The organism is Janthinobacterium sp. 17J80-10, from assembly GCF_004114795.1.
Lineage (GTDB): Bacteria > Pseudomonadota > Gammaproteobacteria > Burkholderiales > Burkholderiaceae_D > Paucimonas.
Window position 1 is genome coordinate 3,619,986 of the sequence record NZ_CP035311.1, and the last position, 18,535, is coordinate 3,638,520.

Consider the following 18,535-nt stretch of genomic DNA (forward strand, 5'->3'; position numbering starts at 1 on the left):
TCATGTTCTTCCGCAAACCCACTGACAATTCGGGACCGCACGACAAGCTTATCCAGGCATTCCTGCCGGATGCCCGCGCCATCGAGCACAGGCCGCGCCCGCGCTGGTCGCAGATGACGCTTTACCTGTTGCTGCTGATGATGGTCGTTGCGCTGCTCTGGGCGACTTTTTCGCATGTGGACCGGGTCGTCGTGGCGCGCGGCAAGCTGGTGACGCCGCTGCCCAATATCGTGGTGCAGCCACTGGAAATCGGCATCCTCAAGACCATCGATGTACGCCTGGGGCAAGTGGTCAACAAGGGACAGGTACTGGCGACGCTGGATCCGACCTTCACGGGCGCCGATGCATCGCAACTGACAGTGCGCGAAAAATCCCTCTCGGCTGAAGTCGAGCGCCTGCAAATCGAAATGGGCAACCGTACCCGCGAAGCCCCGGGCAGCCTGGCAAGCCAACCGACCCAGAATGCCCTGCTCGACGAGCGGCGTGCCAATTACGAGTCGCGCCTGGCGCAATTGAACGAGACAGTGCAACGGCTGGAGGCATCGCTGACGACTAACCGCGCCCAGCAATCCACGCTCAAGGATCGCCTGGCCTCCCTGGCGGAGCTGGAGAAAATGCGGGAATCGCTGGTGGAAAAACAGTTCGGCTCGAAGGCGAGCATGCTGGAAGTGCGCGAACGCCGCCTGGAAGTGGAACACGATTACAAGCAAAGCCTGAATCGTGAAAATGAAATCGCACGTGAAATCCTTGCCTCCAAGGCCGAGCGCGACAATTTCAGGCGCCAGTGGCGCCAGCGCGCGCTGGAAGACTTGACGGCGGCGGAGCGCCAGCGCAGCGAGGTGAAAGAACAACTTGGCAAGGCCCAGCGTCGCAATGAGCTGGTGCAACTGGTTTCGCCTGCCAACGCGGTGGTACTGGAAATCGGCAAGAAATCGGTCGGCTCGGTCATCAAGGATGCCGAGCCCCTGTTCGTGCTGGTGCCGCTGGATGCGCCGCTGCAAGCCGAAGTGGAAGTCGATTCGGCGGATGTGGGCGACCTGCGCGTGGGCGACACGGCCAAAATCAAGCTCGACACTTATCCGTTCCAGAAACACGGCATGCTCGAGGGCAAGCTGCAAACCGTCAGTGCCGATGCATTTGCCCGCCAGGCCAATGGCCAGGCAGCGGGTGCCTATTACATCGGGCGCATCGATATCGGCAGCCGCAAGCTCGACAACATGAGCGGACCAGCCTACCTGTTGCCCGGCATGACCGTCACATCAGAGATGGTGGTGGGCAAGCGCAGTGTGATTTCCTATTTCCTCTATCCCGTCATCCGCACGCTGGATGAGGCATTGCGGGAACGATAGGCGCCGATACGCCGCACGGAGAGGACAGGCCAGGTACTTGCCTGGCTTTTCATGGAGCAAGAACCCATCTTGTCAGCCATGAAACGATTCAATGGTCTAAACAAAGGTAAAATTCAAAATTGTTTTTTAATCGTATCCGTTAAAGGCAGTTATGATTTTAGTGACCGGCGGAGCGGGTTTCATTGGTTCCAATTTTGTCCTGGACTGGCTCGCGCAATCCAATGAACCTGTCATCAACCTGGATAAGCTGACCTACGCAGGCAACGTGCACAACCTGGCCAGCCTGGCAGGCGATGCCCGCCACGTATTCGTCCAGGGCGATATTGGCGACAGCGCACTGGTCAAATCCCTGCTAGACCAGTATCAGCCGCGTGCCATCCTCAATTTCGCCGCAGAAAGCCATGTCGATCGATCCATCCATGGTCCGGAAGATTTTATCCAGACCAATATCGTCGGCACGTTTAGATTGCTTGAAGAAGTGCGCACTTACTGGAGGCGCCTGGAGGCAGCGGGGCAAGCCAGTTTCCGCTTCCTGCATGTCTCCACCGATGAAGTCTATGGCTCGCTGAAAAAAGACGACCCTGCCTTTACCGAGCATCATGCGTATGCGCCCAACAGCCCCTATTCAGCCAGCAAGGCGTCCAGCGACCACCTGGTGCGTGCCTACCATCACACGTACGGCTTGCCGGTACTGACGACCAATTGCTCGAACAATTATGGGCCCTACCATTTCCCGGAAAAGCTGATCCCGCTCATGATCGTCAATGCACTGGCCGGCAAGGCGCTGCCGATCTATGGCGACGGCAAGCAGGTGCGCGACTGGCTATATGTGAAAGACCACTGTAGCGCCATTCACCGTGTGCTGGAAAGCGGGCAACCGGGCGAAACGTACAATATCGGCGGCTGGAATGAAATGCCAAACATCGATATCGTGCATGCCGTTTGCCACTTGCTTGATGCCCTGCACCCGCGCGGGGATGGCAAGCCTTACGCCGATCAAATCACCTACGTTGCCGACCGTCCTGGACACGACCGCCGCTATGCCATCGATGCCAGCAAGATCGAGCGCGAACTGGGCTGGAAGCCGGCGGAAACTTTTGAAAGCGGGATACGCAAAACCGTACAGTGGTATCTGGATAACCCGGCATGGGTGGCCAATGTACAAAGCGGCGCTTACCGCGACTGGCTCGCAACCAATTATGCGGGCCGCACGGCATGAAAGCCCAAGTCACGATCCTGCTGTTTGGCAAAGGCGGGCAATTGGGGTGGGAATTGCAGCGCAGCCTGGCGCCTTTGGGCAAGGTGGTGGCGCTGGATCGCCACAGCGTGGGGCTTTGCGGCGACTTTACCAACCTGGCTGGCCTGGCTGCAACCGTGGCCGCCGTGCGGCCCGACGTGATCGTGAATGCAGCGGCGCATACGGCTGTCGACAAGGCCGAGAGCGAGCCCGAGCTGGCGCGCACCATCAACGCGCTGGCGCCCGGCGTGCTGGCCGAGGCAGCGCAACGCATTGGCGCCTGCCTGGTGCATTATTCGACCGATTATGTCTTCGACGGCAGCGGCGGCCAACCATGGAAAGAAACCGATGCTCCCGCGCCGCTGAATGTGTATGGCGCCACCAAGCTGGAGGGGGAACAACGCATCGCCGCAGCCTGCCCGAATCACCTGATTTTTCGCACCAGCTGGGTGTACGCTGCGCACGGCGGCAATTTCGCCAAAACGATGCTGCGCCTGGCAAAGGAACGCGAGCGCCTGACAGTGATCGATGACCAGGTCGGTGCGCCCACCGGTGCCGATCTGCTGGCCGATGTGACTGCACACGCCATACGCAGCGTACTGCAACAGCCGCAATTGGCCGGCCTGTACCATCTTGTCGCCGACGGCCATACGTCATGGCATGGCTATGCGCAATTTGTTATCGAACATGCCAGGCGCGTGGGCGTAGAACTCAAGACGGCAGCCGATGCGATCGAGCCTGTGCCGACCAGCGCCTTCCCGACCCCGGCGACACGACCGTACAACTCGCGTCTGGACACTGGAAAATTGCAAGGCGCATTCGGGCTGACCTTGCCAGCCTGGCAGCAAGGTGTCGAACGCATGCTCACCGAAATCCTCTGACCTGCCATCCAGGCTGTTTACTTACAAAAGTTACGAGCATTGTTATGACCCAACGTAAAGGCATCATTCTTGCAGGCGGCTCAGGTACCCGGCTGCACCCCGCCACACTCTCGATCAGCAAGCAGCTGTTGCCGGTGTATGACAAGCCGATGGTGTATTACCCCTTGAGCACGCTGATGCTGGCGGGTATCCGCGACATCCTGATCATCAGCACCCCCCAGGATACGCCGCGATTTACCCAGCTCCTGGGCGATGGCTCGCAGTGGGGCATTCATCTGGAGTATGCGGTACAGCCAAATCCGGATGGACTGGCGCAGGCTTTCATTATTGGCGACCAGTTCATCGGCAATGCCCCCAGCGCACTGGTGTTGGGTGACAATATTTTTCATGGCCACGACTTTACAACGCTGTTGAGCGATGCGGATGCGCAGACGCAGGGCGCCACGGTATTTGCCTATCATGTGCGCGATCCCGAGCGTTACGGCGTGGTGGCATTCGATGCCCAGGGGCGTGCCAGCAGCATTGAAGAAAAGCCGCTGCAACCCAAGAGCAATTACGCCGTGACCGGCCTGTATTTTTACGACAACCAGGTGGTCGACATCGCCAAGGCGGTCAAGCCGAGTGCACGTGGCGAACTGGAAATCACGGCGGTGAATCAAGCCTACCTCGAGCAAGGCAAGCTGAATGTGCAAATCATGCAGCGCGGTTATGCCTGGCTGGATACAGGCACCCATGACAGCCTGCTGGAAGCCAGCATGTTCATTTCGACGCTGGAACATCGCCAGGGATTGAAGGTGGCATGCCCGGAAGAGATTGCCTGGCGCAATGGCTTCATCGATAGCGAACAGCTGGCCAGGCTGGCACAACCGCTGATCAAGAATGGCTATGGTCAGTACTTGCAGAGCTTACTCAAGGAAGCCCTTTAAAAATGCATGTCATTGCCACCGCACTTCCGAACGTACTGATTTTCGAGCCGCGCGTATTCGCCGACGAGCGCGGCTGGTTCATGGAAAGCTACAACCAGGCCGTGTTTGAAAAAGCGGTGGGACATGCCGCGCCATTCGTGCAGGACAACCATAGTTGCAGCAAGCGCGGGGTATTGCGAGGTTTGCACTACCAGTTGCCGCCCTATGCACAGGGCAAGCTGGTGCGCGCCACGCAAGGCCGGGTATGGGATGTCGCGGTCGATATCCGCAAGAGCTCAGCCACCTTCGGCAAATGGGTGGGAGTCGAATTGAGCGCGGAAAACCGGCGCCAGCTCTGGATACCGCCCGGCTTTGCCCATGGCTTTATCACCTTGAGCGAAACCAGCGAATTCATGTACAAGACGACCGCGCCTTACAATAAAGAATCAGAAGGTGCAATCGCCTGGAACGATCCGCAACTGGCTATCCAGTGGCCTGAAATTGCCGCGATGGCGGTGATTCTGGCAGAGAAGGATGCGGCTGCGCCGCGATTGACGGATGCGCGGTTGTTTACGTGATCGTGAGCGTGCCGGAAAAAGTCTCGCCAGGCGCCAGGCACACCGGCCGCGCGACGCGCACGGGTTCGATGCAGACGAAGCGCTGCCAGTCTGCATCGGGCAGGTCAGCCAATTGCCGCGCCCCGGTCTCGCCAGGATTCCAGACCATCCACTGATCAAAGCCACTGGCGGAAAGCGTCAATTGCTTTTCACCAGTCCATAACGTCAGGTCAGGGCAACCGTCGTAAAGACGCTCAAACGGTGCGGCGTCCAGTGCCAGTGCTTGCGCCTCTTCGACGGCGAGTAGCGGCTGGTAACGGTCGTGCACCTTCACCCCCTGCAGACCGCTGATGCGCATGTGCCGCAAGTCTTGCACGAAAAAATACGGATGCAGGCCGCCGGTGAAAGTAAAAGCGCTCGTGCCAATGTTTTCTATGCCCAGCTCAATCGTCAGCCGATCAGGCAGCAATGCGGCCTTCATCTGCAGTCTGGCGCCATGTGGCCATGCTTCGATATCCCCATCGGAAATCTCCAATGCGTAGCAAACAGTGGCGACGCCGGCTTCGTTGCGACATTCCCCCAGGGTCCAGGGCAAATCCCGCACGTATCCATGCTTGCGCAACGATCCCGTATCGGCAAACTGCGGAAACAGGACGGGAACGCCGCCGCGTGCGGGCGCAAAGGCGTCCGTGGCAAGCGGACTCAGGTAAAAGACCGCGCCATGCAGCGGCAATTCGGCGCCCAGCAATTGGGCGCCGAGAGCTTGATGGGTCATGCCGCCGGTACTCAGGCGATGATTTGGACGTTCGGATGTGTTATTGCTCATGAATAAAATAGCAGATGTGCTTCAAGTGGCAGATGCATTTTTGCAGCACCATATGCTAACGGAAAAATGCGATCTCCCCTAAAATTGAAGGCATGACTTACATTGGCCGCTTCGCCCCCTCGCCCACCGGCCCCCTGCACCGGGGCTCACTGGTGGCCGCCATGGCGAGTTATCTGGACGCCAGGGCGCATCATGGCCATTGGCTGGTGCGCATCGAGGACATTGACGAGCCACGCTGCCCCCCGGGCACGGCAGAACAAATTCTTGCCATGCTTGCGGCCTTTGGCATGCAACCGGATGGTGAAGTTGTCTGGCAAAGCCGCCGCAAGCACTTGTACGAGGAGGCCTTCACGCAACTTGCGCCGTGGGTTTACCCTTGCGGCTGCACGCGGCGCGAAATTGCCGATTCGCGCATCGGCATTGCCGCCGACGGCGCCGCCGTCTATCCCGGCACCTGCCGTCATGGGCTCGCCGCCGGCAAGACTGCGCGGGCTTTCCGCGTGCGCGTGCCGGCATCAGGCGACGCGGACGGCACGATTATCTTCGAGGACCGCTGGATGGGGGCAGTGTCGCAACAACTGGCAACCGAGGTCGGCGACTTTGTACTCAAGCGCGCAGATGGTTTCTGGGCTTACCAGCTGGCGGTGGTCGTGGATGATGCCGACCAGGGCATTACCCACATCGTGCGCGGCGCCGACTTGCTGGATTCGACGCCGCGGCAGATTTACCTGCAGCGCCTGCTGAGAAAGACGACGCCAAGCTACATGCACGTGCCGGTTGTAACCAACGACGCGGGAGAAAAACTGTCGAAACAGACTGGGGCGCTGGCGCTGAATGTGAACGAGCCGCTGGCGGAACTGGCCGCGGCGGCGCGCTTTCTGGGACTGGAGACAGGCACACCGCAGTCGGTGGCGCAGTTCTGGCAAGAGGCGGTGGCTGCCTGGGGGGCGCGCCACGCCTAGTTTGGCGCAATCAGCGCTTGGGGGTTCCGCCCAGGAGCGCTGCCACCCTGGCTTTTTGCGGCTTGGCGGAAGAGGCAGTTTTTCCTGCCTGGTCCTTGTTTTCCACGGCATTGGCCGGCACCGGCTGCGAGGGCTCGTAGGGTTTCAGGAACCACGGGTCGATCTTTTCCCGGCGCGGTGTCGCCGCATAGGCGCTGCGTCCCGGCGGTGCAGTACGGACAGGCGCGCCGCTGCGTTCCTCGTCACGGCGCGGACGGCGCTCGCCGCCACGTTCGCTGCGATCACCCCGCTCCTCGTCGCGCCGCGGACGACGTTCGGCGCCATGCTCGGCATGGGGCACGAAGCCTGCCAGCTCAGTCGGCGCCAGCTGCTTCTTGATCAGCTTTTCGATATCGGCCAGCAACCGGGCATCCTTGTCCGTCACCAGCGAGATCGCGTCACCCAAAGCGCCGGCACGACCGGTGCGGCCGATGCGGTGGACGTAATCCTCGGCGTTGTAGGGCAAGTCGTAATTGATCACGCAAGGCAGCTCGGCAATGTCAAGTCCGCGTGCGGCAACATCGGTGGCAACCAGGATTTCAATGCCGCCCTGCTTGAAGGCTTCCAGCGCGGCCATGCGTTCGGATTGCGATTTGTCGCCATGGATCGCCGACGCCTTGAGGCCCTGCTTTTCCAGTTCGCGCGCCACGCGGGATGCGCCGATCTTGGTGTTTGAAAACACGATCACCTGCTTCAAGCCGCGCTCGCGCACGATGTGGGCGACTGCCTGGCGCTTGGCTTCTTCGGCGACCTTGTAAATGATTTGCGTGACATTCTCGGCGGTGGCATTGCTGCGCGCGACCTCGATCGTCACCGGCTTGTCGAGGAAGCTGTTGGCCAGCTTCTTGATCTCAGGCGAAAACGTTGCCGAGAACATCAGGTTTTGCCGCTGCTTGGGCAAGAGGTTGATGATGCGCTGCAGGTCTGGCAAAAAGCCCATGTCGAGCATGCGGTCGGCTTCGTCCATCACCAGGATTTGCACCTGCGACAGGTTCAGGGTCTTTTGCTGCACGTGGTCGAGCAGCCGGCCTGGCGTTGCAATGACGATCTCCACGCCGGAGCGCAATGCCGCGGTCTGGGGCGCCATATCCATGCCGCCGAACACCACGGTCGAGCGCAACGATGTATAGCGCGAATATGCCTTGACGTTGTCGGCGACCTGGTCTGCCAACTCGCGCGTGGGCGTCAGGATCAGCGCGCGCACCGGATGGCGCGCGGGCGATGCGCTGTTGCTGGCATGCGCCAGCAACAGCTGGATGATCGGCAGAGAAAACCCGGCAGTCTTGCCGGTACCGGTCTGGGCAGCGCCCATGACGTCACGCCCTTGCAAAACGATCGGAATGGCTTGCGCCTGGATGGGCGTCGGATGGACATACCCCTGGTCGGCGAGCGCGCGCAGGATATCGGGCGAGAGGCCGAAATCCTCGAAACGGACGGAAGCTGGAGTTGGTTGCGCGGCGGCGGACTGGTTGTCGGACATGTTTTCTGGCGGGGCTCCCGAGAATTGGGCACAGTTAAAAGGAACTATTATACGCCAGTGCCGGTTGGGTATATCCGCGCAGCCGCCTGCCCGGTAAAGGTTGGACGATTGGCGCATAATATTGGCATTGGACCAAGAAAGCCTATGTCTGACAATAAAAACAAGCGACTTCCCCCTTTGCCCCGTTCCCGTGACAAGAAACAGGGGTTGCGTGCCAACGTCTCGCGCAGCATGGCGACACGGCAGCTGTTAACACCTGAGCAACTCCAGGAAAGTCTGGCGGTTGCACCACCGCCCTCGCTACCCATTGCTGTTATTGCTGGCTTGCAGGCCGCCTTGGCTTTGCTGACCGCAATCGTTCTAGTGACTTATTCACCGTGGGCCCACCTGGTCGGGTTTCCCGCCCTGGGCGCTCTGGCTTCGCTGTTTGGCCGCTACGCCCCACTGGAACATCGCATGCGCATCGTGGGCGTTTGTGCCGCCTTGCTGACGTTTGGCGTACTGGTGCCGTCGCTGGCCTCCTATGCAGGTGCCAACGCCACTGTGATGGTGCTGACCCTGGCGCTCGTTGCCGGCATGTCGACGCTCATGTTTTCTCACTGGCGGCTCGGCGGTCCCGGTGCCGTGATCATCGTGTTTGCCGCCGGCGGCGCGCAAGCCCCCGTTGCTTCGTGGGATATGCTGGTTACGCGCATGGGGTTGACGGTGGCGGGCGGTGTCGTCGCCTGGCTGATCTGCATGCTGACGGATCGTTTGCGCACAGCCGAAATGGCCAACCTCAAGCTGCCTGATGCGCCGCGTCGTCCCTTTAGCCACGAACTGATTGCCGCTGGCCGCATTACCATGGGCGCGGCAATGGCCGCCTTGATCGCGCACGCCGCCGGCTGGCACCATCCAGCCTGGGCAGCAATTGGCGCGACCGCCGTCATGCAAGGCGGACATTTGCATGTCACCATGAGTCGCGCCCTGCAGCGCATGGCAGGCACGGTAGTCGGCGCATTCATCGTGTGGGCAATTCTGGCGCTGTCGCCATCCTTCTGGGCACTGGTGGCCGCGATTGTGTTTTTCCAGTTCATCACCGAGATTATCATCGGCTATAACTATGCCCTGGGGCAGGTGACAGTAACGCCCATGGCCTTGCTGATGACTTATCTGGCCTCGCCGGCAATGGCGGGGGCCAGCATGCCCGTGGAACGCGTGCTCGATACGATTTTAGGCGCGGCGCTGGGGATTGTATTTGCCGTGATTTTTTCTACGGTGGATGACCGTATCTTTCTGGCGCGTCGACGGAAAAAGGCTCGGGAGCAATCGTAATGCGTGCTTAGCCGCCAACTTTAACTGGCGATCCGTTTTTCTGGCAGGTTTTTAACACGTCACTGGCATTGATTTGCTTCGTTCAGTTGCGCGATCAAATAGCGATCTTTCCTATTTTGTTTTTCCAGTAATTCATGCACCCCCTTCGTATCGTACTTGGCAATAAACCGGACTGGTCTGCAAGAATGCTACCTTTATTGCAAAATTCCTTTGAAGTTGCCGATGCCCCTCTTGCCGCAAGCCATGCAGGTTGGGCAGATGTTGTCGTTCCCTTGCAACTTGCAGATTATCGAATCCTTGGAGCGACACCGCAATTTCAAGGGAAAGCGCTATTTCCCACCCCGGAGACCGTCGCGCTATGCCATGACAAAATGCGTTTCAGAAACTGGTTTAGAAATTGTTTCGACCTGATCTATTTGCCAAACGAAACTGCTTCGTCGCCACTTGTCATTGCCAGGCCGCGCCAGGGTGGATGGGGTTCTGACGCGGTGGTCATAAGTACTGCCGATCAGGCGCAATTGGCAGAAAGCCGCATGAATTCGAACCTGTTTATTGAAGAATACATCCCAGGGAATACGGAATATGCGCAGCACATCCTTTTTGATGAAGGGCAGATACTTTATTCTGCTTTGGCAACCCATGTGCATGAAACTGAAGTCTATATTCAGGGCAAAGGGTGTCGGCCAGTACGTACGACAATGCAAGAATCAAATGATGTGCCGAAAATTTTTGCGGAAGTTCTCGCAGCACTCAATTATTCAGGCACGGCCTGCATCGATTACAAAATCGACGCTTCCGGCCAAATCAAGATTTTTGAAATCAATCCACGCATGGGAGGCAGTCTCATGAACCTGACCCACTCTTACGTGCGCGCGTATGCAATTTACTTGCAGAGCAAAGCTACGCGCAGCTGACATGGGGTTCTGCCGAAACATCCCCCCTCTTGTTTTGGCAAGCCTTCCGGGATGCGGCGCGGTGCCAATGAAGTGTATGTGCCTGGCGGTCGATTCAGGGCAAATCCTCCACTTCCACGACCTGCACCGGGTTGTTCAATCCGACCAGAGCGGAGACGACCTGGCCGTTTTTTATGTAAACCACTCTGGAATTATCCGTATCAGCGACAAGCATGCCATCTTTTCGCAAGGCGAGTCCGTTCGGGGCATAGAGGGTCGACATCCCGGAACACATATCTGACGACAAGGAGCGCGGATAGGGAATGTCATTCCCGCAGTATTCAAGCGGCTCCGTTCCCAAGGCCAGATCAGGAATCCAGCGCCATGCAGTCGGCGGTGCCATCACGACATACTGTCTCCCCGAAAGAGCATTGATCGCAATGATGCGATCATTATGTTCTTCAACGACGTAAATAAAGTCGCCGCGCCAGGCAATATCATTCGGAAACCAGGCCGGATAAGACCCTTCGACCGTCGCGGTTTCGACATTCTGAATGATTACCCGAAGACCGAAGGTATCTGCTATTGCAAGTTGATTGCCTTGCAACCGTGCAGAACGACCATATTGCACAACAACAGAACTGAACTGGAGTGCACCGCGCCCCATGTCTGAATCCCAGGAAAAAATATCGACAGGGGCCTCGGTATCGTACACGACAATCAAGCGGTTGCCCTCGGTTCGGAGGTAATTTACCGGCAAATCGAACGCCATCGAAAACTTAAGATTGCCGGCATGACTTAAAACGTCGACGCGCCTATTGTCCTGCAACCCGTTGATGAAGATATTCGATTCATCTGCAGTAACGAAATGCCCGGCGCTTGGATAAGTCCACTTTACCGCACCCTCCCTGCTTATGTGTGCCAGCGTATTGGCATACTGTACCTGGACCAAAAAGCTTGTGGGAAAAAGCTGCCCATGCATGGCTGGCGTAACGAAATCGGCATAGGCGACATTGATCGTGCCTTGCCTGGGGGAATAGTAGGAGTATTTCTTTTCCGGAGCATAGATCAGCGGCTGAACCGGGGGAGGATCATAGATGAGCGGTGGACGTGCATCTACTGGAAACGATATGGCTGCACCGGTACGATTAAAATTCCCCGCCCCATCGCTAAAAGTATTTTCACCAACGACAAGATCGATGTGCGATTTAAACGATTCCATCGACACCAGCTCGGCAGTGTAGATCGTGTCCGATAGCTTCCTGAAGTTCTCGACAGTGCCCCCTCGCACCGTAATGCTATTTGCGCTGAAATCAACCGACGGCCCACTCAAAACGAACTTTACGGCAACCATCTCCTCCACTCGCAGGCTACGCGCCTCAGCCAGAATTGCCACTTCAGGAAACGTCGCTTCAAGAGCGCTGTCGCCACCGCATGAGCTGGCTGTGAAAATCACAAGGCAAAAAGCAAGCGCACCTTTTTGAATATTTTCCCCAATGACTTCCACGCGTTTGCTGATCCATTCAGGAAGAGGCGGGCTGTCCATTTAAAAAATTTTAGCGAAGTTGAATCACTGATGATTGAACTTCCGCAATCGATTCTCAGCCTGTCGGAGAATCCCTTTCATTCCTTAAATTTCCATCACAATACGTCCTTCAACCTGGCCACTTTTCAGTTTGCTGAAAATAGCGTTGACGTTATCCAGGCGATCAATCGAGATATGGGATGTGACTTTCCCTTCTCCCGCGAACATCAACGCCTCCTCCAAGTCTTTGCGCGTGCCCACGATCGATCCCCGGATCGTCTTTGCGTTGAGCACGACATCGAAGATCGGCAGTTCGAAGCTACCCGGCGGCAATCCGACCAGGGTCATTGTTCCGCGTTTATGCAGCATGCCTACCGCCTGGGTGAAAGCCGAGCGCGACACCGCGGTAACCAATACGCCATGAGCACCAGCAATGGCCGATTGCACCACGGCAGGAGCATCTTGCGTTGCACAGTTAATCGTCATGTCTGCGCCAATACTCTTGGCCAGAGCCAGCTTGGCGTCGTCGATATCGACGGCAATCACATGAAAGCCCATTGCCTTGGCATACTGCACCGCCATGTGGCCCAGCCCGCCGACACCGGAAATCGCAACCCATTCGCCCGGCCTGCGCTCCAGCATCTTGAGGCCCTTGTAGACGGTCACCCCGGCGCACAGAATCGGCGCCGCCGGCGCGAAATCAAGGTTGTCGGGAAGCTTGCCGACATATAGCGGATCGGCAAGAACATATTCGGCATAGTCGCCGTTGACGGAGTATCCGGTCATCTGTTGCTCGCCGCATAGCGTCTCCCATCCGGTAATGCAGTGCTCACAATGACCGCATGCCGTATGCAGCCATGGCACGCCGACACGGTCGCCTTCTTTTACGAGCTTTACGCCGGCGCCGACTTTCGCCACATAGCCAACCCCTTCGTGCCCTGGAATGAAAGGCAGTGCCGGCTTGACAGGCCAATCGCCGTCGGCAGCATGGAGGTCGGTGTGGCAAACACCTGTAGCAACCAGCTTGACGAGAATTAGGCCAGGCCCCACCTCGGGTATGTCGACATCTTCAATGACAAGCGGTTGACCAAATTCATGCACCACTGCAGCCTTCATTTTCTCTGCCATCGCCATCTCCTTGCATTCACTTTGGAAAACCCGTCCATCCGGGCCTCGAAGATGAAACATTGACGCCGATGGAATGGCAAAGGTTCCGGTGATGCAGTCACAGTGTGCACCGGATGACGCGCAGGAAAAACAAAAAAGGACTCGGGTTTTCACCCAAGTCCTTTTTTTGAATGGTAGGCCTCCCGTGAGTCGAACACGGCACCAACGGATTATGAGTCCGCTGCTCTAACCAAGCATGAGCTAGAGGCCCGTAAAGCTTTGATATCCCAGACGAGACTTTACCGGATCAACTGCCTTCCAGGAAGCTCTTGAGCTTGTCGGAGCGCGACGGATGACGGAGCTTGCGCAAGGCCTTGGCTTCTATTTGCCGAATGCGCTCGCGGGTGACGTCGAACTGCTTGCCGACTTCTTCCAGGGTATGGTCGGTCGACATTTCAATGCCGAAGCGCATGCGCAGCACCTTGGCTTCACGCGGCGTCAGCGAATCCAGCACATCCTTGACCACGCCGCGCATGGAAGCGTGCAGCGCTGCATCGGATGGTGCCAGGGTATTGTTGTCTTCGATGAAGTCGCCCAGGTGCGAATCGTCGTCGTCGCCGATCGGCGTTTCCATGGAGATCGGCTCCTTGGCGATCTTCATGATCTTGCGGATCTTATCTTCCGGCATTTCCATCTTCAATGCCAGGGTCGCCGGATCCGGCTCGGCGCCGGTTTCCTGCAGAATCTGGCGCGAGATGCGGTTCATCTTGTTGATGGTTTCGATCATGTGCACCGGGATACGGATGGTGCGCGCCTGGTCGGCGATCGAGCGGGTGATCGCCTGGCGGATCCACCAGGTGGCATAGGTCGAGAACTTGTAGCCGCGGCGGTATTCGAACTTGTCGACGGCCTTCATCAGGCCGATGTTACCTTCCTGGATCAGGTCGAGGAATTGCAGGCCGCGGTTGGTGTATTTCTTGGCGATCGAAATCACCAGGCGCAGGTTGGCCTCGGTCATTTCGCGCTTGGCCTTGCGAGCTTTCATTTCGCCGGCAGCCATTTTCTTGTTGATGTTGCGCAGGTCCGGCAGCGGCAGCACCACGCGTGCCTGCAGGTCGATCAGCTTTTGCTGCAGTTCCTTAATGGTGGGCACGTTACGGCCCAGCACCGCGCTGTAGCTGTGGTTGCCTTCGACCTCACCATCGATCCAGTCGAGGTTGGTTTCATTGCCCGGGAAGACCTTGATGAAGTGGGCGCGCGGCATGCCGCAGCGGTTCACCGCCACATCGAGGATTTGCTTTTCGATATGGCGCACTTCATCGACCTGGCCACGCAGGGTATCGCACAATTTTTCAACGAACTTGGCGGTAAAACGCAAGCCGAGCAAGTCGCTGGAAATGGTTTCCTGCGCCTTGACGTAAGGCTTGGAGTTGTAGCCTTCCTTTTCAAAGGCCTTGCGCATCTTGTCGAACTGGGAAGAGATGTTGGCGAAAGTGGCGAGCGCGTCGCGTTTCAATTGCTCGAGCTGTTCGGCCGAGAAGCCCGCAGCGCCACCGGCACTGTTGCCTTCTTCTTCCTCTTCGTCTTCTTCGTCCTCGTCCTCGTCGTCCTCGTCTTCTTCTTCCGCAGCAGGCGCGGCGGCGACCACGGTGTCGGCGGCGTTCATGTCAACCATGCCATCGACGATTTCATCGACCTTCATTTCTTCGCCCTCGATGCGCTCGGCAGCCGCGAGAATTTCGGCGATGGTGGTCGGGCAGGCGGAGATCGCCTGGATCATGTCTTTCAGGCCTTCCTCGATGCGCTTGGCGATTTCAATTTCGCCTTCGCGCGTCAGGAGTTCGACCGAGCCCATTTCGCGCATGTACATGCGCACGGGGTCGGTGGTGCGACCGAAGTCGGAGTCGACGGTGGACAGCGCAGCTTCGGCGGCGGCGTCGGTATCTTCATCGGAGGCGACATTGGCAACGGCGTCCGACAGCAGCAGGGTCTCGGCATCGGGCGCCTGTTCGTACACGGCAATACCCATGTCGTTGAAGGTGCCGATGATGCCTTCGATCGCTTCCGGATCGACGATATTTTCCGGCAAGTGATCGTTGATTTCCGAATACGTCAGGAAGCCGCGGTCCTTGCCCAGCTTGATCAGGGTTTTCAGCTTTTGCCGGCGCTGCTCGAGCTCTTCCTCGGAGGCTTCGACGTCCGACGAAAACGCTTCTTTCAGCAAGGCCTTTTCCTTGGCCTTGCGGTCCTTGGCGCGGGCCTTGTCGGCAGCTTTGAGTTCAGCGCGCTCGACCGCATTCAGCGCGGCGATTTCGTCATTCTCCGGCTGGAAGTCCTTCGGCTTGCGACCGCGGCGCCCAGGCACCTTCACACCCGGCAAGACATAACCGGAAGTATCGATTGCAGCCAATGCTGCAGCGTCGGTCGTCTGGCTGACTGGTGCGGCGGACGTCACCAGGATGGTCGCCGTGGATTCCGCTTTGGCGGCCTTGCTCGGCTTGCCGGTCGATTTCACTTCGGTTTTCTTGGTCACAGGGGCTTTCGCTGTTTCAGGCACTGCTTTGGCAGCACCCGTGGATGAAGGTTTCGCTGCAGCGGGCTTCGCGGCCGATTTCGGCGCGGCTTTTTCCGTCACCTTAGATGGGGCCGGCGCGGCCTTCGTCAAGGTTTTGGCAGCAGCTTTTGCGACAGTTTTCGCAGGCGATTTGACGCTTTTTTCAACGCTCGTAGTCTTACCCTTGGCTGCCGCAGTCTTGGCGGGCGCCGCCTTTTTTGCCGGCTTGGCCGCACTCTTGGCGGCAACAGGCTTGGTAGCCTTGGTATTCTTCGCGGCTTTGATCGGGGTTTTCGCGGTGGTCTTGGTCGCGGACTTCTTCATTGCGTTCGCCATGGAATCAACTGTCAATTAGAGGTTAATCTTGCTACGCGGTTCAGGTAAGTAATGCACTAGTTCCAGCCGGAAAACCATTACGCATCTTGATGATGGCTCCCGCAGGCGTAACACTGGCGGAGCGAAGTGCGCTAAGGCCTTGAATCAAAAGCTTTTAATTATAGCATAGGCAAGAGGGTTCCTCCAGAGCCACAAATTTTAATTGTCGGAATGACTAGCTTATCTTTGCGCGATTTCAGACTCGGCTTGGCGGCGCAATTGATCCTGTAACAACATCAATTCACGATAGCGCTGGCGCGCGGCATCCGTTTGCATGCCGCCGGCTGCCAGCTGTTCCATCTCGGTCTTGACGAATTTCATTTTAGTCTGTCGTAGCGCTCCGGCAAGCTCAAGACGCGCGGCATCGCCATCAGATTCTTGATCCGCCGCAATTTCAGCGATCAAATCGTCAAATTCGCCACCGGCTTCACGCAATTGTTCGGCCAGCGCGGCAAAACTCGCATGCTCGCCCATCGCCCGGCTGGCAGTGACCAGCTGCAGCAAGATTTCTGCCCGCTCGGGCGCCAGGCGCGCGAGCACATCGAGGGCATCCTGGTCGAGCTCTGCGGCCAGCGCCGGATGGGCAACAAGGATGCGCAGGATTTGCCGCTCGAGGCCGACCGGCGCAGGCCGGCCGCTGCGCGGAGGCGCTGCACGCGTGCGCGCTACCGGCTTGGCCAATTCAAACAGGGTTTCGATTTCGGCGGGCGTGGACTGGGTCATTTGCGCCAGCCCCCGCACGATTTGCAGGCGCAAGGCGGAGGCTGGCAAGGCTTGCAGCATCGGCTTGGCATCGAATTGCGCGCGAGCACGGCCCTCGGCCGTTTGCAAGTCATGCTCGCCGGCGACTTCCTTCAGGAGGAAGCGCGACAGCGGCATGGCATCCTTGATTTGATCGTCGAAAGCGGGGGCGCCGAATTCGCGCACATAGCTGTCGGGGTCATGCTCAGGCGGCAGAAACAGGAACTTGATCGCCTTGTTGTCGCCGGCATAGGGCAGGCATGCTTCCAGCGCGCGGCGCGCAGCGCGGCGCCCGGCCTTGTCGCCATCGAAGCTGAAAACCACATGGTCGGTCTGGCGCAAGAGCTTTTGCACATGAATCGGCGTGCAGGCAGTGCCCAGGGTGGCGACTGCCTGCGGAAAACCAAGCTGGGCCAGCGCCACTACATCCATGTAGCCTTCGGTCACCAGCACGTAGCCGGCTTCGCGGATGGCCTGGCGCGCCTCGAAGAGGCCATACAGTTCGCTGCCCTTCTGGAACAGCGGCGTTTCCGGAGAATTGAGGTATTTTGGCTCGCCCTGGTCGAGCACGCGCCCGCCAAAACCGATGACCTGGCCCTTGGTGTTGCGGATCGGGAACATAATGCGGTCACGGAAGCGGTCATAGCGCTTGCGTCCGGCACCCTCTTCCTCGCTCTTGTCGATGACCAGGCCGGCTTCGACCAATGCATCATTTTGATATTCCGGAAAAACCGTGCGCAGGCTATCCCAGCCATCAGGCGCATAGCCAATGCCGAAACGGGCAGCGATTTCCCCGGAAAGCCCGCGTTTTTGCAGGTAGGCGATGGCGTTCTGGGCGCCGCGCAATTGCTGGCGATAATGGTCGCAGGCGCGCGTCATGACATCCGACAGCGCCAGCGTTTTGGCTTGCGCTTCGGCGCGCTGCGCCGGCGGCAGGCGGTCGTCGCTGTCCGGCACCACCATGCCGACGCCTTGCGCCAGGTCCTTGACCGCATCGACGAAGCCGACGCCGGAATATTCGATCAGAAAACCGATCGCGGTGCCGTGCGCCCCGCAACCGAAGCAGTGGTAAAACTGCTTGGACGGGCTGACGGTAAAGCTGGGGGATTTTTCGTTATGGAAGGGGCACAGCCCCATGAAATTGGCGCCGCCCTTCTTCAACTGGACATACTTGCCCACCACGTCGACGATGTCGACCCGGTTGAGCAAGTCCTGGATGAAGGATTGCGGGATCACGGGGTTGCATCAACCCTTGGAGAGCGCTGCCTTCACTTGCGCCGAAACCGCCGTCATGTCGGCACGCCCCGCCAGCTTGGCTTTCAGCACGCCCATCACCTTGCCCATGTCTTGCGGGCCGGCAGCGCCGGTAGCGGCGATGGCAGCGGCGACTTCAGCCTGCACTTCGGCGTCCGAAAGCGCAGCTGGCATGTAGGCCGTCAGAATAACAAGCTCGGCTTTTTCGATATCGGCCAGGTCCTGGCGACCGCCGGCTTCGAACTGGGAAATCGAATCCTTGCGCTGCTTGACCATTTTTTCAATGATGGCCAGCACCAGGGTGTCATCGAGCTCGACGCGCTCATCGACTTCCTTTTGCTTCATGGCAGCAGTGATCAGACGGATGGCGCCGAGACGGGCACTATCCTTGGCGCGCATGGCGGCCTTCATGTCTTCGGTGATTTGTTCCTTGAGGCCCATGCCATCTCCAGTATCGATCAAATCAAAAACGCCAAAACCCGCTGCGACCGTTGCCGGAGCGGGTTTGCACCAGATCCGCACGCATGCGGAGGTAA

Annotated in this window: 16 protein-coding genes and 1 tRNA gene; 9 read left to right on the forward strand and 8 right to left on the reverse strand. The window is 58.4% G+C overall.

What is annotated here, in order from left to right; genetic code table 11:
• Nucleotides 1-2: 2 nt before the first annotated feature.
• The 5 genes from EKL02_RS16100 (at nucleotide 3) to rfbC (ending at nucleotide 4,950) form a co-directional block, all read left to right on the forward strand.
• Nucleotides 3-1,349 carry an HlyD family type I secretion periplasmic adaptor subunit gene (locus tag EKL02_RS16100; RefSeq protein ID WP_128902979.1) on the forward strand — a complete coding sequence of 449 codons (1,347 nt, stop codon included), beginning with the start codon at nucleotides 3-5 and terminating at the stop codon, nucleotides 1,347-1,349.
• A gap of 151 nt (nucleotides 1,350-1,500) precedes the next feature.
• Nucleotides 1,501-2,568 carry a dTDP-glucose 4,6-dehydratase gene (gene rfbB / locus EKL02_RS16105; RefSeq protein WP_128902980.1) on the forward strand — a complete coding sequence of 356 codons (1,068 nt, stop codon included), beginning with the start codon at nucleotides 1,501-1,503 and terminating at the stop codon, nucleotides 2,566-2,568.
• Nucleotides 2,565-3,467, forward strand: coding sequence for a dTDP-4-dehydrorhamnose reductase (gene rfbD / locus EKL02_RS16110; protein ID WP_128902981.1), 903 nt, complete (start codon nucleotides 2,565-2,567; stop codon nucleotides 3,465-3,467). Before rfbB ends, rfbD begins: the two co-directional genes overlap by 4 nt.
• A 44-nt stretch (nucleotides 3,468-3,511) precedes the next feature.
• Nucleotides 3,512-4,393 (forward strand): glucose-1-phosphate thymidylyltransferase RfbA, encoded by an 882-nt coding sequence (gene rfbA / locus EKL02_RS16115; RefSeq protein ID WP_128902982.1) that lies wholly within the window; start codon nucleotides 3,512-3,514, stop codon nucleotides 4,391-4,393.
• Between the two features lie 2 nt (nucleotides 4,394-4,395).
• Entirely contained in the window at nucleotides 4,396-4,950 is a 555-nt protein-coding gene (rfbC, locus tag EKL02_RS16120) for a dTDP-4-dehydrorhamnose 3,5-epimerase (protein ID WP_128902983.1), read from the forward strand.
• Here the strand turns inward: rfbC and EKL02_RS16125 are convergent.
• Nucleotides 4,943-5,704 carry a D-hexose-6-phosphate mutarotase gene (locus EKL02_RS16125; protein WP_128903555.1) on the reverse strand — a complete coding sequence of 254 codons (762 nt, stop codon included), beginning with the start codon at nucleotides 5,702-5,704 and terminating at the stop codon, nucleotides 4,943-4,945. The genes rfbC and EKL02_RS16125 overlap by 8 nt on opposite strands.
• A gap of 143 nt (nucleotides 5,705-5,847) precedes the next feature.
• On the opposite strand from EKL02_RS16125, the gene gluQRS reads away from it, so the two are divergent.
• Nucleotides 5,848-6,717, forward strand: a complete 870-nt coding sequence (gene gluQRS, locus EKL02_RS16130) for a tRNA glutamyl-Q(34) synthetase GluQRS (protein ID WP_128902984.1) — start codon at nucleotides 5,848-5,850, stop codon at nucleotides 6,715-6,717.
• A gap of 10 nt (nucleotides 6,718-6,727) precedes the next feature.
• On the opposite strand, the gene EKL02_RS16135 is transcribed toward gluQRS, so the two are convergent.
• Nucleotides 6,728-8,236, reverse strand: coding sequence for a DEAD/DEAH box helicase (locus EKL02_RS16135; RefSeq protein WP_128902985.1), 1,509 nt, complete (start codon nucleotides 8,234-8,236; stop codon nucleotides 6,728-6,730).
• Nucleotides 8,237-8,380: 144 nt separating this feature from the next.
• Here EKL02_RS16135 and EKL02_RS16140 point away from each other — a divergent pair, with 144 nt between their 5' ends.
• Nucleotides 8,381-9,550, forward strand: coding sequence for an FUSC family protein (locus tag EKL02_RS16140; protein WP_241687744.1), 1,170 nt, complete (start codon nucleotides 8,381-8,383; stop codon nucleotides 9,548-9,550).
• A gap of 134 nt (nucleotides 9,551-9,684) precedes the next feature.
• Nucleotides 9,685-10,464: an ATP-grasp domain-containing protein gene (locus tag EKL02_RS16145; RefSeq protein ID WP_128902986.1), complete on the forward strand. Its 780-nt coding sequence runs from the start codon at nucleotides 9,685-9,687 to the stop codon at nucleotides 10,462-10,464.
• A gap of 94 nt (nucleotides 10,465-10,558) precedes the next feature.
• Here EKL02_RS16145 and EKL02_RS16150 read toward each other — a convergent pair whose 3' ends face one another.
• From EKL02_RS16150 to rpoD, 4 genes are all read right to left on the reverse strand, one after another.
• On the reverse strand, nucleotides 10,559-11,989 hold the full coding sequence (locus EKL02_RS16150; protein ID WP_128902987.1) for an Ig-like domain-containing protein: 1,431 nt from the start codon (nucleotides 11,987-11,989) through the stop codon (nucleotides 10,559-10,561).
• Between the two features lie 84 nt (nucleotides 11,990-12,073).
• On the reverse strand, nucleotides 12,074-13,096 hold the full coding sequence (gene adhP, locus EKL02_RS16155; RefSeq protein WP_128902988.1) for an alcohol dehydrogenase AdhP: 1,023 nt from the start codon (nucleotides 13,094-13,096) through the stop codon (nucleotides 12,074-12,076).
• Nucleotides 13,097-13,267: 171 nt separating this feature from the next.
• Nucleotides 13,268-13,346: transfer RNA gene (locus EKL02_RS16160), tRNA-Ile, on the reverse strand.
• Nucleotides 13,347-13,382: 36 nt separating this feature from the next.
• Complete coding sequence (gene rpoD, locus EKL02_RS16165; protein ID WP_241687885.1) at nucleotides 13,383-15,485, reverse strand: RNA polymerase sigma factor RpoD; 2,103 nt, start codon at nucleotides 15,483-15,485, stop codon at nucleotides 13,383-13,385.
• A 163-nt stretch (nucleotides 15,486-15,648) separates the two neighbouring features.
• On the opposite strand from rpoD, the gene EKL02_RS18610 reads away from it, so the two are divergent.
• Complete coding sequence (locus EKL02_RS18610) at nucleotides 15,649-15,984, forward strand: hypothetical protein (RefSeq protein ID WP_241687745.1); 336 nt, start codon at nucleotides 15,649-15,651, stop codon at nucleotides 15,982-15,984.
• Nucleotides 15,985-16,184: 200 nt separating this feature from the next.
• Here EKL02_RS18610 and dnaG read toward each other — a convergent pair whose 3' ends face one another.
• Nucleotides 16,185-17,981: a DNA primase gene (gene dnaG / locus EKL02_RS16170; RefSeq protein ID WP_128902990.1), complete on the reverse strand. Its 1,797-nt coding sequence runs from the start codon at nucleotides 17,979-17,981 to the stop codon at nucleotides 16,185-16,187.
• 9 nt (nucleotides 17,982-17,990) lie between these two features.
• Complete coding sequence (locus tag EKL02_RS16175) at nucleotides 17,991-18,440, reverse strand: GatB/YqeY domain-containing protein (RefSeq protein WP_128902991.1); 450 nt, start codon at nucleotides 18,438-18,440, stop codon at nucleotides 17,991-17,993.
• Between the last annotated feature and the right edge of the window lie 95 nt (nucleotides 18,441-18,535).